Here is a 14328-nt window from a genome sequence, read left to right as displayed (position 1 = left end):
CCGTCATTCGGAGAGGGAACAGCATGTCAGCGCATCTGCCGACGGCGGTCGCCGAGCGCCGCGGCGTGTCCCGGGACGACTTCCGGGAGGTCATGACGCGGTTTCCCGCCTGTGTGACCGTGGTGACCGCCTACGACGAGGACGGCCCGGCCGGCTGCACCGCGACGGCCGTCGTGTCGCTGACGGACCGGCCGCCGAGCATGGCGGTCTCCCTGAACAGCGGCAGCGGCACCCTGCGGCGGATCGTCGCGGCGGGCACGTTCGCCGTCAACGTCCTGCCGGCCCATCTGGGCCACCTGGTCGAGCAGTTCGCGACGGCCGGGGCGGCGCACCGGTTCGACGGCGTCGACTTCGGTCCGAGGCACGGCGCGCCGGTGCTGGCGGAGGCGGTGGCGAGCGTGGTGTGCGACGTGACGCACACGGTGCCGCTGCTGGACCACACGCTGCTGGTCGGCGCCGTGGTGTCCGCCGGAGCCACGGACGACGGGGAGCCTCTGGTCCTCTACCGCAGGGCGGGACACCGCCTGGGGGGACACCGCCTGGCGGAGTGAGGGCGGCGCCGGACGGGCTGATGGCGGCTGAGCTCAGCGAATTCAAGCCCGTCCGGCGTTTGAGGACGCGCCCGCAGGGCGCTGGCCGCCGCAGGCGGCAAGGACGACCCGCGGCCGAAGTCCCGCCGTAATCAAGCCCGTCCGGCGTTTGAGGACGCGCCCGCAGGGCGCCCGCCGCCGCAGGCGGCAAGGACGGCCCGCGGCCGAAATCCCGCCGTAATCAAGCGCGCTCGCCGCCGCAAGCGGCAAGCCGAAGACCCACCAAACACGCCCTACGGGCGCACGGCAGGCCGCCGCCGCTCCGCATAGGCCCGAGTCTTGGCACGGTTACCGCACACCCGCATAGAGCACCACCGCCGATTCCGATTCTTCGTCCCATCCCAGAAGCACCACCCGCACGTCGACTCCGGGCACCGCTTGAGCCGCGCGTTCTCGCCCGTGCCGACCAGCTCGGCCCAGGCGACGGCCACGGCCGCGAGCGCGTGCCGCACCGGATCGAGGCCCGGCCCGCCGGTCAGCGGCCGGCCGCCGGCCCCGGGCAGCCCGATGCTGACCTGGAGGGGCAGCCCGCGCAGGGCGTCGTTCGCCGCGCGCACGGCCTCCGGGTCGGGCTCCACCCCGACCGAGACCCCCAGCGCCTCCCGCAGGCCCGCCCGCACGGTGGTGGCCAGGGCGAGCTCGCCCGCGGTGACGCCGACCGGGGCGGCCAGCAGTCCCACCGACGTCAGCCAGGCGGCGAGGCCGTCCGGGGTGCCCAGCTCGTCGGTCCCGTCCTCGACGTCGACGGTGTTGACGAACTTCAGCACCAGCTCGCCCTGCCCGGAGAGATCCACGGCAATTCCTCCATCTCACACTGGCTAACGTGCTTTGCTGGTTATATCGTAGCGCCACGCCCCGCGACGGCGGGGCAGGCAGGAACGGAGACCGTGATGACAACCGACGGCGCGCTGTCGAGCGAGCGAGCGCCGGACGTCGGGACCGCGTCCTTATCCGGACCGTCCTCCCGGGGCGCGCGCAACACCTATGTGCTCGTGGCGTTCACCGCCCTGACCAACCTGGCGGACGGCGTCACCAAGGTGGTGCTGCCCCTGCTCGCGACCCGCGTGACCGACTCGCCCCTCCAGGTCTCCGGCGTGGCCGTCACCCTGACCCTGCCGTGGCTGCTGGTCTCCCTCTACGTCGGCGTCCTCGTCGACCGCTTCGACCGGCGGCGGCTGCTCTGGCTCGCCGACGGCGTCCGTACGGCCTCGGTCCTCGTCCTGCTGGCCGCCATGGCGGCCGACGGCATCAGCATCCCGCTGCTGTACGGCTGCGGCCTGGTGCTCGGCGTCGCGGAGGTCGTCGCGCTCACGGCGGCGACGTCGCTCGTGCCGACCGCCGTGCCGGAGGAGGGCCGGGAGCGGGCCAACGCCTGGGTCGCCGGCGCCGAGACCGTCTGCAACGAATTCGCCGGGCCGCTCGTCGGAGGGCTGCTCCTGGCGGCCGGCGCCGCCCTCGCACTGGGCACCACGGGTGCCGCCTACGCGGCCGGCGCGCTCATGCTCGTCCTGCTGATCGGCCGGTTCCGCCCGAGCGCCCCGGAGACCCCGCGGGCCTCGGTCCACCAGGAGATCCGGCAGGGTCTGACCTTCCTCTGGCGGCAGCCGATCCTGCGGTTCATGGCGCTGGCCCTGACGGTCCTGTGCGCGTGCTGGGGCGCCTGGCTCGCCCTGATCCCGCTCGCGGCCACCAAGCTGATGGGCGCGAGCTCGGGTGAGTACGGGCTGCTGCTGAGCGCGCTCGGGCTCGGCGGGGTCGCCGGAGCCCTGCTGGTCGGCCGGATCAACCGGCTGCTCGGCCGGCGCTGGGCGCTCTTCGCCGACATCCTCGGCACGTTCGCCATGGTCGCCGTGCCCGTCGTCACCACCTCCGTGCCGCTGGTGGCCGTGGCGGCCTTCGCCGGCGGCATGGGCGGCGTGCTGTGGACGGTCAACTCCCGCACGATCAGCCAGTCCCTGGTCCCCGACGCGCTGCTGGGCCGCTACAACGCCGCCGCCCGCCTCTTCAGCTGGGGAGCGATGCCCGTCGGCTCCGCGCTCGCCGGTGTGCTGGCCCAGTGGTTCGGCATGCGGGCCACCTTCGCGGTCTTCGCCGTGATCACCGCCGCGATCGTGCTGCCGTTCTTCCGCTACCTCCCCACGCGGTCGCTGCACCCGGACCGGCCGGCGACCGAGAACCGAAGGGCCTGAGACCGCATGGAAATCACCCAGGAGTCGCGCCGGGAGCTGTGGCTGCGGCCCTACAGCCGGAACCCCGACGCCCGGACGAGACTGGTCTGCCTGCCGCACGCCGGGGGAGCGCCGACGTTCTTCCGCGACTGGCCGGACCACCTCTCCCCGGACACCGAGGTCCTCGCCGTCTGCTACCCCGGACGCCAGGAGAGGATCGCCGAACGCTGCATCACCGACATGGCCGGCATGGCCCGCGAACTGGCCGCCGTCCTCGCCACGCTGGCCGACCGGCCGCTGGTGCTCTTCGGGCACAGCATGGGCGCGACCATCGCCTACGAGACGGCCCGGCTGCTGGAACGGGAGCACGGCGTCCGGCTCGCGCACCTGATCGTGTCCGGCATCGCCCCGCCGCACCGCCTGGGCCAGGGCACCCTCCACCTCGAAGCGGACGAGGTCCTGGCGGAGGCGGTCGTCGAGGCGGGCGCCGGGGACAGCGCCATCCTCGGGCACCCGGAATTCCGGGAACTCCTGATGCCCGCCATCCGCGCCGATTACCGCCTCATCGAGACCTACCGGCTCACCGGCGCCGGCACCGCGGAACAGCGACTGGACTGCCCGCTGACCGGATATCACGGAGTGGCGGACGACGACGCGGTTGCCGGCCGTTTCGAGGAATGGGCGCGCTATTCGTCCCGGCCCGCGACCATCACCTCCTTCCCCGGCGGGCACTTCTACTTGCAGGACAACGAAGGCGATCTCGTACGCGCCGTCGCCAGGCTCCTGGAGAATCCCGGAAACCATTCGGGAGAATCGAGCGCGGACTCATCGCCGGCCGACTGAGACAGAATCTCCGCCTGCAATGCGCGGAGTGGCAGCGACGGCTCGATACCCACTTCGCTCACGAGCCGTTCCCGCAGCGTCCGATAGCACTCCAGGGCCTGCGCGACCCGTCCCGAGCGATAGAGCGCGAGCATGTGCTGCGCCTGGAAATTCTCATGCGTCGGGTATTGCACGATCAGGCTGCTCAGTTCGTGGAGCAGCTCCTGGTGCAGGCCGAGCCGCAGTTCGGCGTCGATGCACTTCTCCCGGAGCGTGAGCCGCTGTTCCTCCAGCCGCGTGACGTGCGGCTGGAGCCGCAGGCCGGGGGAGACGTCGGCGAGCACCGGGCCGTGCCAGAGGTCGAGCGCGTCCCGCAGGATCAGCGACAGGGCGCGGTCGTCGGCCGCGGCCTCGGCCCGGCGGGCACCGCGCACCTGCCGCTCCAGGTCGTGCAGGTCCAGCTCGCCCGGTCCGATCCGGAGCGTATAGCTGTGGTTCCCGGTGACCAGGACGCGCTTGGCCTCGCGTGGGGTGAGGGAATTCGCGAGAAACTTCCGGATCTGGAGTACTCGCGTGTGAATGCTCTGCAGAGCCGTGGGCGGTGCGTCCTCGCCCCACAACTCCTCGATGCACTGGGATACGGATACCGGCGCGTTGGCATTGAACAGGAACAATGCGAGGAGCTGGCGGGTCTTAGGTGCGGACGGAAGCTGCGGAGAACCGTGTTCCAGCGTTGCCAAAGGGCCGAGCACACCGAATTTCATCGATCGGCCTGCGCGGTGCGAAGGGGGGTGTATATGCTTTCCGAAGCTTCCCCGGGGAGAATTGAGGAGGAGCCTGGGCCGGGGTTTCTGGAACGTGCCGATGACGCGGACATGGTGCCGCCTTTCGGGCTGTGAGAGAGAAGCGAAGATGACGTCCTCGTCATGAGGACGCAGTAGTTCCGTTCAGTCACAGGTTCGAGTTGTCGTAAGACTAGGCCAAGCGGTCACAGCTTGGCAACGGTTTGCCTGAGTGCTTGACTAGTGAATTCGTAATTCCGCTTTCTTTTGGCAATGGCGTCGACAATGCAGGCAACCCATTGCCAAGAGGGGACCGATCGGCTGGAGCGCTGATCGGCCAGGGCGCGAGCCCCCTCCATCCGTCCAACCGCTGGGATGCATCGATGCTGGAACAGCCGTTCTTCGGGCGCCGGCTCAAGACTCTGAGGGCGGAGCGCGGCCTCTCGCAGGCCAAGCTCGCCGGTGACGGCATGTCGACCGGGTACGTGTCGCGCCTGGAGTCGGCGGAGCGCCAGCCCACGGAGCGCGCCGCGGCCTATCTCGCCGAGCGGTTGGGCGTCCCGGCCTCCGTCTTCGACGAGCCCTTCCGCCCCTCCCCGGGCGGTTCGCTGGCCCAGGCGCTGACCATCGCCGCCTCGGCGGGCTCGGACGAGGCCGTCGAGGCCCTCGCCGGCGTCCTGCCGCGCAGCCGCGAGGAGGACCCCGCGCTGCGCTGGCAGGCGCTCTGGCTGCTCGCGGAGGTGAAGGGGCGGCGCGGCGACCGGGCCGCCGAACGGGACTGCCTGGAACAGCTCGTCGCGCTCGGGGACGACGTCGGCCTGACGGAGCTTCAGGTACGGGCCCTCACCCGGCTGGCCACCTGCCTGTGCGCGCTCGGCGAGGTCGCCCGGGCGGCGGAGTGCGCGGCGACCGCCCACGCCCTGTCCCAGGAGCACCGGCTCACCGAGCGCGACGCCGTCCTGGCACTGCTCGCCCTCGTCCCGGTCGAGGTCGAGGCCGGCCGGCTGCGCGACGCGGGCGACCACGCGGACGAACTGTGCGCCCTGGCCAAGGACCAGACCGACACGCTGCGCGCCGAGGCGCTCTCGACGGCCGCGGCCGTCCGCGTCCGCCAGGGCGATCACGCGGCGGCCCGGGAGCTCCTGGAACAGGCCCTGGCCCGGCTGGAGAGCCGGGCCGACCTCCTGGCCTGGGTGCGCCTCAGGCTCGCCGCGGGCTCGCTGTACCTGCGCCTGTCCCCGCCGGACGTGACGGCCGCCCGCACCCGCCTGGCGGAGGTCGAGCACGCCGTCGCCCTCGTCGGCACGCCGGACCTCCACCAGGAGCTGACGGCGCTCCAGGCGCACCTGGCCTTCCACGAGGGCAGGACCGCGCAGGCCCGCGTCCTGTGCGAACGCCTCAGCGGTGGCGACCTCCACCTCAACTACCGCGCCCGGGCCCGCCTGGCGAGCCTGCACAACCGCCTCCTGATCATCGAAGGCCACACCGACACCGGCACCACCCGCCTCCTGAGCCTCGCCCAACACGCCCAGGAGGCGGGCAACATGGACCTGGCGGCGGAGATCTGGCGCGTCCTGGCGGAAACCCTCGCGAAAACCCGTACGGCGGGGTGAGGTTGGAGCTTGGGCCAAGGCAAGACCGGGGCCTGGACCATGGGATACGGTGCGAGGCGTCAGGCCGCTTCGTCCTAAAAACGAAGCGACCCCCGGAGGTGCTGGAACACCACCCGGGGGTCTTCACCACGAGGAACAAGGCTTCCCCGAGATGCTCAAGCATGCTATCCCCCCTGCGCGTTTCTACTCGCAGGTGCCGAACGAAATCATCCGCCATCCCCGTCTGTCGTCGGATGCGGTGCGTCTGCTGACCTGGGCCCTGTCGATGGCGGACGAGGCGCTGGAAGCACTCTCCGACACCGCGAGGCGGGCGGGCATCGGAAAGTGCGCGTTCACCCGGGCCAAGCGTCAACTGGTGGCCGAGGGCTTCCTCCACGAGTGGAGACGGCAGAACGACGAAGGCCGCTGGTCCACCCAGCAGATGATCAGCAACGTCCCGCTCACACCGGCGGAAGCGGCCTCGGCGCGCGACGGCCGACCGAGTCCCCGGTTTCCGGCCGCCGGTGAACCGAAGGGCCGGTCCGTCGGCCGTCCCCTTAAGAACACGGAAGAGAACAACGACAACCCTCCCTCCCCGGACCGGCCCGCCGATCGAGGACGGGAGGGCAAGCGGGCACCCGCTTCCCCGGCAGCGGCCGGAACGGTGCCCGCGCCGCTGCTGGAACGAGGCGGACAGGCACTGGCGGCCGTCTCGCACGCCGAACCGCGCTTACGCCTGTCGGGCCGGGAGGTACGAGCCCTGGCGCCCCTCGCGGGGGACTGGTTGCAGCGCGGCGCCACGGTGGCGGACATCCGGGAAGCGCTGACCCAGTGGCTTCCCGAGCAGGTGCTCTCCCCAGCGGGCCTGATCCGTGACCGCCTGACCCGCAAGCGCCCCGCGGCTCCGACCTTCGCCAAACAACGGGCGGCAGCCCGAAGCCCGTTCGAAGCCCATGACGCGCCACGCGTGGCCGACATGCGCGAGTGCGCCGGTGACCACGTACAACCGCGCTTGTTCCGCCCGGTGGGTGACGAAACGCTGTGCGGCACATGCCGCTGCGACGAGGCCGAAGCCGGAGGGGGCACTGATGCGGCCATCGAGGCGGCCCATCGCGGCGGCGCCCTGGCCCGCGAACTACTGCGCGCACGCCGGACGAAAGCGGTGGCGTGAACCCCTTCGGCCTTCGGGTCAGAGGGTTCGCAGCATGGAGTCGAAGACGGGCGCGTCAGGGAATGGGTGCATCCGCCCGAGGTGCCTGTACCCCCACCGCTCGTACAGCGCGCGCACGCGAGGGTGAGCGGAATCCACGAGGAGGGTGACCCGTTCCTCGGGGCGGCCGGCGAGCAGCGCTGCATGGACGGCCTCTGCGGCGCCCGTCTTGCGGCGGCTGGTCAGAACCATGATCTCCGAAAGGGCGAACGTCCTGGTTCCGTCCTCGCGGACGAACGCCTCGTCCAGGGCCGGGGTGACCTTGGACCACCACGTGGTGTCCTTGGCCAACGGGGCACCGTAGGCGTATCCCACTGCTGTGTCGCCGTCGTAACCAATGGTGCATGCCCGCCCGGGCAGGGAGGACCAGTAGTCCACGAACGTCGCGAAGCGCGCACGCGTATTGAACTCGCCGGGGCTGTCGGCGTATGCGTCATCGTGGATGTCGAGCAGGAGCGTCCTGATCGTGTCGATGTCGCCGGGGCGGTAGTGGCGCAGCTCCAACGGCATGGGGCGCCTCTCCTTTCTCCTGTTTCTCCTGGTCGCTGTACCCGGTGGCGAGCAGTGGAAGCGGGTGGGCACTGCCGAGTCGCCGAAGCGGCGGGCCCGTAGGAATCGTGTGGCGTGGCCCGAAGCCGGCACGGGCCGCCGCTACGCGCCACAGCCGGGCCAATGGCCGGGCCCTGACGTCGGCGGTGAGCAGGGCGGGAGCACCGGTATCGGCAAGGCGGGCGGCCCGGGTGGTGGCGTCTGCGCGGATGGCGGCACCGAGGCCGAGTGGGTCCTGCTCGACGTCCACCCTGACAGCGAGGCGGCCGTGGCCGCGTATCGAGCGTGGGGGTACCGGAAGATCGGCGACGCGCGGCCTTGGGCAGGCGCGGATCCGCACGACGCGAGGCTGCTCTCATCAGGTCGCGGAAGTGATCCGCCGACTCCTCAACGAAAAACCGCCTCCGATCCATGTTTCCATGGATCGGAGGCGGTTCTCCTGAAGCGGTAGCGGTGGGATTTGAACCCACGGTGGAGTTGCCCCCACACACGCTTTCGAGGCGTGCTCCTTAGGCCGCTCGGACACGCTACCGAGAGAGAGCTTAGCGGACGTTTGGCCATGCTCTGAAATCGGTTCCCGCGGAGCGGCTGATCGGTTCCCGCGCAGCGGCTCAGCGGGTGCGGAAGAAGTCGGTGAGGAGGGCCGAGCACTCCTCGGCGAGGACGCCCTGGACGACCTCGGGGCGGTGGTTGAGGCGGCGGTCGCGGACGACGTCCCAGAGGGAGCCGGCGGCGCCCGCCTTCTCGTCGACCGCGCCGTAGACGACGCGGTCCAGGCGGGAGAGGACGATCGCGCCCGCGCACATCGTGCACGGCTCCAGCGTCACGACGAGCGTGCACCCGGTCAGCCGCCACTCGCCGACGGCCCGCGCGGCGTCCCGGATGGCGAGGACCTCGGCGTGCCCGGTCGGGTCGCCGGTGGCTTCGCGTTCGTTGCGGCCGCGGCCGATGACGGAGCCGTCCGGGCCCAGCACGACCGCGCCGACCGGTACGTCGCCGGTGTCCGGGGCCCGTACGGCCTCCGCCAGGGCGGCGCGCATCGGGCCCCGCCAGGGATCCCGTACGGGGTCGGGCAGGGGCGCGGGGACGGCTTCGTTCATCGCACCAGTGTGCGCGAGCGCGCCCGGCCGGACGTCAGCGGACGGCCTCCAGGACCTCGGTGCAGCCGAGCCGGTCCGCGATGGAGCTCAGCGCGTCCCCGGTGAGCAGGAGCAGCTCCCGCTCGCCGACGCCGAGGTCCGCCAGGACCTCGCTGTCGCCCAGCGGCCCGGCCGGTACGACCTCGGCGGCCGCCGACGCGTCGTCCTCGTCCTCGTCGGCCTCCGGTTCGCCGTCCTCCGTGCCGTCGAGGTCCGGCAGGCTCTCCAGGCCGCTTTCGCTCTCGCGGCCGAGCAGCTCATCGGCCAGCATCGCGCCGTAGGCGTTGCGGCTGGCAAAGGCGGCGTGCGAGAGGTAGACGCGGGGATCGTCCTCGCCGTCCACCCGGACCACACCGAACCAGGATTCTTCCTGCTCGATGAGCACCAGGACCGTGTCGTCGTCGACCGCGGCGTCGCGGGCCAGGTCGGCGAGGTCGGACAGGGTTTCCACGTTGTCGAGTTCTGTGTCGCTCGCTTGCCACCCGTCTTCGGTGCGCGCGAGCAGTGCGGCGAAGTACACCGTGACTCTCCCACTGGTCATAGGCGGTGCCGGGCCGGACGGGGACCACCCCGCCCACTCGGAATCGTGGCAGAAACCTCGCCGTCGCGAGAGGTCTTCCGCGCTGCGTCGTGGGGCAGTCCGAAGAGATGTGCCTCACGTGGGGTCCGTACGGGCGTCACGCGGGCGGGCGTGTCACCAACGGAAGGTGCGCATCCGCATCTGTTGGCGCATCCGGGCGGCCCGGGCCCGGCGCGGCTGCACCCGGTCCCGGAGTTCCTTCGCCTCGTTGAGCTCGCGCAGGAACTGGGCGCGTCTGCGCCGGCGCTCCGACTCGCCCTCCGCCCCCGCGGCGTCGCCGGCCCGGCCCCCCGGGGCGGCGGGTTCCGTGGGGTCCGTCGGGTCCGGATTGTCGTGGGTCCCGCGGTCGGTCATGGGCAGCACCACCTCGTGCCGAGGTCCTCGCCCGGCCGCTGATGGCCTCCACACCGGGCGTACGTGCCCACTTTCCCCCTAAGTGGTGGTTTGATGCCAGTGCGGCGGCAGACTCTCCCGGGGCCTTCCGGTGGCGCGCGGGCGGCGGTCCGCGGCGACCGCGCGGGAGCTGGTGCCCGAAAGCTCGGTTAATGTCGATGTCATGCGGATCCACGTCGTCGACCACCCCCTGGTGGCGCACAAGCTCACCACGCTGCGCGACAAGCGCACCGACTCCCCCACCTTCCGTCGTCTCTCGGACGAGCTGGTCACCCTGCTCGCGTACGAGGCGACGCGCGACGTGCGCACCGAGCAGGTCGACATCGAGTCCCCGGTCACGGCGACCACCGGTGTCAAGCTGTCCCACCCGCGCCCGCTGGTGGTGCCGATCCTGCGCGCCGGGCTCGGCATGCTCGACGGCATGGTCCGGCTGCTGCCGACGGCCGAGGTCGGCTTCCTCGGCATGATCCGCAACGAGGAGACCCTCCAGGCGGAGACCTACGCGACGCGCATGCCGGAGGACCTCTCGGGCCGCCAGGTCTACGTCCTGGACCCGATGCTCGCCACTGGCGGCACGCTCGTCGCGGCGATCAACGAGCTGATCAAGCGCGGCGCGGACGACGTCACCGCGATCTGCCTGCTGGCCGCCCCGGAGGGCGTCGAGGTCATGGAGCGCGAGCTCGCGGGCGCCCCGGTGACCGTCGTCACCGCCTCCGTGGACGAGCGGCTGAACGAGAACGGCTACATCGTGCCGGGCCTCGGCGACGCGGGTGACCGCATGTACGGCACGGCGGGCTGAACACCGCGCCGTACGGCCGTGAGGCCGGGCTTGATTGCGGCTGAGCTCAGCCGCAATCAAGCCCATCCGCCGGTCGGCGTCAGCACTTCGCCGGCGGCGGCTCCGGCTTCTTCTCCTGCTGCTTCTCCTCGGGCGACGGCGAGGGCGTCTGCGAAGGCTTCTCCTCGCGTTTCTCCGGCGCCGGCTGACCGCCCGCTTCCGTCAGCGCGCGGTCCGCGTCCGGCCTCGGCGAGAGTTCCTTGAACTCCGTGCCGAGGATCAGGTCGATGTCCTTGCCCGTCCGCTGGTCGTTCTTGAGCTCGGTGCCGGCGACCTGGGTGCCCAGGACCCTCAGCGCCCCTTCGGTGGCCTCCGGCGCGCCCAGCAGCAGCGCGGTGCCCTCGACCTTCTTGTCGTAGAGAGCCGGGGCGTTGCCCACCTTCCCGATCTTGAAGCCCCGCTTGGTGAGCTCGTCGGCGGTGGTCTTGGCGAGGCCGCCGCGCGGTGTGGCGTTGTAGATGTTGACGGTGATCTCGTCGGGCCTGGGCAGTGCCGCGGGCACGGCCTTGCAGTCGCCCTGGCCGCTCTTGGTGCCCTTCGCGCCCTTGCCGTGCGCCGCCTGCATCGTCTCCTCGGCGCTGCCTCCGGAGAAGACGTCGACGAGCTGGATCGTGCCCCACCCGGCCAGCGCGAGCGCGGCGGACGCGGACACCACGGCGAGCACGATCCTGCGGCGGTTTCTGGGGCGGCGCATGTGCGGGAAACGATTGCCCCTGATGCGGTACTTTCCGCCCATGCCGGGAGGGGTGAGCATGCTCATGGGCGCAGCGTAGTGCCGGGCGGACCCGCTGCCTACTAAATGATCAATGGGTTCGCGCGCCCCAACCCGAAAGGCCGAACAGCGGTCGCGAACGGACCACATGAGTCCGCAGGCGGTCAGCCCAGTTCGAGCACGCGTGCGTGCAGCACCTGGCGCTGCTGGAGCGCGGCGCGCACCGCGCGGTGCAGGCCGTCCTCCAGATAGAGGTCGCCCTGCCACTTCACGACGTGGGCGAAGAGGTCGCCGTAGAACGTCGAGTCCTCGGCCAGGAGGGTCTCCAGGTCGAGCTGCTGCTTGGTGGTCACCAACTGGTCGAGCCGCACCGGGCGGGGGGCGACGTCCGCCCACTGCCGGGTGCTCTCCCGGCCGTGGTCGGGGTACGGCCGCCCGTTTCCGATGCGCTTGAAGATCACACGGAAAGCCTACCGGGCAACCGGCTCCGAGCGCAGCCACGGCGCGGGAGCGCGAAGGCGACAATCAACCGCATACCGGGAGCGGTGCGGGCCTCCGGAGCCGTTTCCCGCCGTCCGGGCGAGCCTGCCGGCCGGTTTCGCGACGGTGCCGCCCGCCCGTGCACAGGCTGTGGACCGCGGCCCGCGGGGCCCGCGCCTCACGGCACGAGGACCACGCCCGTGTACTCGACCGGTGAGCCGGTGCGGTTGGCGTAGCCGTGCGGAAGGTCGCCCGCCATGCGCAGGCCGTGCCCGCGCGGCAGGACGGCCTCCTGGCCGCCGGCGGTGACGGTGAGCGTGCCGCGCAGGACGTGCAGCAGCTCCACCGTGCCCGCGACGTGCGCCTCGCTGCGGTGCTCCTCGCCGGGGGCGAGGTGCCAGTGCCACAGCTCGGCGCCCACCGGCTGCGCGGCGCCGGTCAGCAGGGTGCCCGTACCGCCGGCGGGCCCGTGCCACAGCACCGGTTGCTCCTCGGGCGGCGAGGGCTGGAGGAGGGGCGCGGCGGGTTGCTGGAGCAGGTCGGTCAGGGGCACGGCGAAGGCGTCGCAGAGGCGGATGAGAGTGGCGAGGTTGGGGTTGGAGCGCCCGTTCTCCAGCGCGACGAGCATGCCCTTGCTGACGTGCGCGCGGGCGGCCAGCGCGTCCAGGCTCCAGCCGCGCTCCTTGCGCAGGGCGCGGGTCCGGGCGGCGACGGCCTCCATCACGGACCGGTCGTCCGCCGCCGCCGGCCCGCCGCCCGGCAGGCCCGCCGTGCCGTCGTTCATGTGTTCCGCCCGCCTGTCCCTGCTGATCGCCGACTCCGGTCGTTCGATGTTACCGTCGATTCCACTGGAACGACCGCAGTGACCGGGGCGGCCGGACCGGCCGGCGCGACCGAAGGAGTGGGTGCCCATGTCCATGGATCTCGACGAGGTGGCCGAGAGCGTGCGCATCGACGCGGAGGTCCGCGCGCTGCGCCCCGACTTCGCCGTCCTGGTGATCGCGGCCGACGGCCTGCCGGGCGCTCCGACGGACGCCTGGTCGCGCGGGCTGCTCAAGGACGCCGCCGCGACCGCCGCCGACCTCGGCGACGTCACCGCCGAGCCGCACGTCGCCGCCTGGCGGCAGGCGTACACCGCCTTCGGCGCCAAGCCCGGCCGCACCCGCAACAGTGCGGAGGCCCTGCTCCGCCGCGCCTCCGCCGGTCTGCCCGAGGTCAATCTGCTGGTCGACGTCTACAACGCCGTCTCCGTCACCCACCGCCTCCCCATCGGGGGCGAGGACCTGGACGCGTACGCCGGTGTCCCGCGCCTGGTCCGGGCGGACGGCACCGAGCCGTTCGACACCGTCGCCGACGGCGCGCCGGCCGTCGAGCACCCCGAGCCCGGCGAGGTCGTCTGGCGCGACGACCTGGGCGTCACGTGCCGCCGCTGGAACCACCGCCAGTGCGTCCGCACCCGCATCACCGAGGGGACCACCCGCGCCCTCTTCCTCCTCGAACGGCTCGACCCCATGCCCTTCGAGGCGCTCGACGCGGCGGCCGACGACCTCCTCGACCGGCTGCTCAACCACTCTCCCGGCCTGCGCGCGGTGACCCGTCTGGTCCGCTGACCCGGCCAGGAGGTCAGCCCTTCTTCGCCTCCTTGGCCGCCCGCTTCATCTCCTGCTTGTGCGCCCGCACCTTGGCGAGCGACTCGGGCCCGGTGATGTCCGCGACCGAGCGGTACGAGCCCTCCTCGCCGTACGCCCCGGCCGCCTCCCGCCAGCCCTCGGGCGTGACGCCGAGCCGCTTGCCCAGCAGCGCCAGGAAGATCCGGGCCTTCTGCTCGCCGTAGCCGGGCAGCGCCTTCAGCCGGTCCAGCAGCTCGGCGCCGGTGGCGACGTCGTTCCACACCGCGCTCGCGTCGCCGCCGTAGTGCTCGACGAGGTACCCGCAGAGCTGCTGGACCCGCTTGGCCATCGCCCCGGGGTAGCGGTGCACGGCGGGCTTCTCCGACAGCAGGGCGGCGAACGCCTCCGGGTCGTGGGCGGCGATCTCGTGCGCGTCCAGGTCGTCGCGGCCCATCCGCCGCGCGATCGTGTACGGGCCGGCGAACGCCCACTCCATGGGGATCTGCTGGTCCAGCAGCATGCCGACCAGCGCCGCGAGCGCACTGCGGCCGAGCAGTTCGTCGGCCTCCGGCTGCTGGGCGAGGCGAAGGGAGATGTCCATCCTCCGATGATCACCCCACGGCGGGCGGGCGGCACGCGCACACGCGGGGGTGGCCCCCGCTTGACCCTGACCCCACGTCAGGCCGCAGGGTTCTCGCTCTCGGCGGCCACACCGTCTCCATTGCTCGTAATGCGCGAGTTTACCGGGAGCCCCCTTTCGTCACTCCCGGCCGACGGCATCCCCACGAGGGGTCACGCGGCCGTCGGCCCCCGCGCGCGGCGACCGATGACTGGCTAGCGTGACAAAAGGGACTGTTCACCCA

17 protein-coding genes and 1 tRNA gene are annotated in these 14328 nt (G+C 72.0%); 7 read left to right on the top strand and 11 right to left on the bottom strand.

What is annotated here, in order from left to right:
* The first annotated feature begins 23 nt into the window (after positions 1-23).
* Positions 24-551, top strand: coding sequence for a flavin reductase family protein (locus tag J7E86_RS07095; protein WP_215080647.1), 528 nt, complete (start codon positions 24-26; stop codon positions 549-551).
* A 272-nt stretch (positions 552-823) separates the two neighbouring features.
* Here the strand turns inward: J7E86_RS07095 and J7E86_RS07090 are convergent, their stop codons facing one another.
* On the bottom strand, positions 824-1384 hold the full coding sequence (locus J7E86_RS07090; protein WP_215080646.1) for an ABATE domain-containing protein: 561 nt from the start codon (positions 1382-1384) through the stop codon (positions 824-826).
* 96 nt (positions 1385-1480) lie between these two features.
* Here J7E86_RS07090 and J7E86_RS07085 point away from each other — a divergent pair, with 96 nt between their 5' ends.
* Positions 1481-2779 carry an MFS transporter gene (locus J7E86_RS07085; RefSeq protein WP_215080645.1) on the top strand — a complete coding sequence of 433 codons (1299 nt, stop codon included), beginning with the start codon at positions 1481-1483 and terminating at the stop codon, positions 2777-2779.
* Positions 2780-2785: 6 nt separating this feature from the next.
* Positions 2786-3601, top strand: a complete 816-nt coding sequence (locus J7E86_RS07080) for a thioesterase II family protein (RefSeq protein ID WP_215080644.1) — start codon at positions 2786-2788, stop codon at positions 3599-3601.
* Here the strand turns inward: J7E86_RS07080 and J7E86_RS07075 are convergent.
* Entirely contained in the window at positions 3493-4320 is an 828-nt protein-coding gene (locus J7E86_RS07075) for an AfsR/SARP family transcriptional regulator (RefSeq protein WP_215080643.1), read from the bottom strand. The genes J7E86_RS07080 and J7E86_RS07075 overlap by 109 nt on opposite strands.
* A gap of 425 nt (positions 4321-4745) precedes the next feature.
* Between J7E86_RS07075 and J7E86_RS07070 the strand changes: the two genes are divergently transcribed.
* Positions 4746-5975: a helix-turn-helix domain-containing protein gene (locus tag J7E86_RS07070; RefSeq protein WP_215080642.1), complete on the top strand. Its 1230-nt coding sequence runs from the start codon at positions 4746-4748 to the stop codon at positions 5973-5975.
* A gap of 49 nt (positions 5976-6024) precedes the next feature.
* Positions 6025-7125 (top strand): hypothetical protein, encoded by a 1101-nt coding sequence (locus J7E86_RS07065; RefSeq protein WP_215080641.1) that lies wholly within the window; start codon positions 6025-6027, stop codon positions 7123-7125.
* 18 nt (positions 7126-7143) lie between these two features.
* Here the strand turns inward: J7E86_RS07065 and J7E86_RS07060 are convergent, their stop codons facing one another.
* The 5 genes from J7E86_RS07060 to J7E86_RS07040 all read right to left on the bottom strand — a co-directional run bounded on the left by J7E86_RS07060 (position 7144) and on the right by J7E86_RS07040 (position 9786).
* Positions 7144-7674, bottom strand: coding sequence for a GNAT family N-acetyltransferase (locus J7E86_RS07060; protein WP_215080640.1), 531 nt, complete (start codon positions 7672-7674; stop codon positions 7144-7146).
* Positions 7675-8158: 484 nt separating this feature from the next.
* A tRNA-Ser gene (locus J7E86_RS07055) sits at positions 8159-8245 on the bottom strand.
* A 79-nt stretch (positions 8246-8324) separates the two neighbouring features.
* Positions 8325-8813 (bottom strand): tRNA adenosine(34) deaminase TadA, encoded by a 489-nt coding sequence (tadA, locus tag J7E86_RS07050; protein WP_215080639.1) that lies wholly within the window; start codon positions 8811-8813, stop codon positions 8325-8327.
* A gap of 34 nt (positions 8814-8847) precedes the next feature.
* On the bottom strand, positions 8848-9372 hold the full coding sequence (locus J7E86_RS07045; RefSeq protein ID WP_215080638.1) for a hypothetical protein: 525 nt from the start codon (positions 9370-9372) through the stop codon (positions 8848-8850).
* Positions 9373-9546: 174 nt separating this feature from the next.
* The gene (locus J7E86_RS07040; protein WP_215080747.1) at positions 9547-9786 is read right to left on the bottom strand and encodes a hypothetical protein; all 240 of its coding nucleotides are present in this window, start codon (positions 9784-9786) and stop codon (positions 9547-9549) included.
* A gap of 202 nt (positions 9787-9988) precedes the next feature.
* On the opposite strand from J7E86_RS07040, the gene upp reads away from it, so the two are divergent.
* Complete coding sequence (upp, locus tag J7E86_RS07035; RefSeq protein ID WP_215080637.1) at positions 9989-10624, top strand: uracil phosphoribosyltransferase; 636 nt, start codon at positions 9989-9991, stop codon at positions 10622-10624.
* Between the two features lie 79 nt (positions 10625-10703).
* On the opposite strand, the gene J7E86_RS07030 is transcribed toward upp, so the two are convergent.
* The 3 genes from J7E86_RS07030 to J7E86_RS07020 all read right to left on the bottom strand — a co-directional run bounded on the left by J7E86_RS07030 (position 10704) and on the right by J7E86_RS07020 (position 12639).
* On the bottom strand, positions 10704-11423 hold the full coding sequence (locus J7E86_RS07030) for a LytR C-terminal domain-containing protein (RefSeq protein ID WP_215080636.1): 720 nt from the start codon (positions 11421-11423) through the stop codon (positions 10704-10706).
* Positions 11424-11539: 116 nt separating this feature from the next.
* Positions 11540-11836 (bottom strand): type II toxin-antitoxin system VapB family antitoxin, encoded by a 297-nt coding sequence (locus J7E86_RS07025; protein ID WP_003986294.1) that lies wholly within the window; start codon positions 11834-11836, stop codon positions 11540-11542.
* A 197-nt stretch (positions 11837-12033) separates the two neighbouring features.
* Positions 12034-12639, bottom strand: coding sequence for a helix-turn-helix domain-containing protein (locus J7E86_RS07020; protein WP_215080635.1), 606 nt, complete (start codon positions 12637-12639; stop codon positions 12034-12036).
* Positions 12640-12766: 127 nt separating this feature from the next.
* Between J7E86_RS07020 and J7E86_RS07015 the strand changes: the two genes are divergently transcribed.
* On the top strand, positions 12767-13465 hold the full coding sequence (locus J7E86_RS07015) for a B3/4 domain-containing protein (RefSeq protein WP_215080634.1): 699 nt from the start codon (positions 12767-12769) through the stop codon (positions 13463-13465).
* Positions 13466-13478: 13 nt separating this feature from the next.
* On the opposite strand, the gene J7E86_RS07010 is transcribed toward J7E86_RS07015, so the two are convergent.
* Positions 13479-14066 carry an HhH-GPD-type base excision DNA repair protein gene (locus J7E86_RS07010; protein WP_215080633.1) on the bottom strand — a complete coding sequence of 196 codons (588 nt, stop codon included), beginning with the start codon at positions 14064-14066 and terminating at the stop codon, positions 13479-13481.
* Positions 14067-14328: the final 262 nt, after the last annotated feature.

Origin of the sequence: Streptomyces sp. ISL-11, from assembly GCF_018614525.1 — a bacterium.
Lineage (GTDB): Bacteria > Actinomycetota > Actinomycetes > Streptomycetales > Streptomycetaceae > Streptomyces.
Note: the sequence above shows the minus strand (reverse complement) of the source record. Positions and strands in the feature narration are given on the sequence as shown.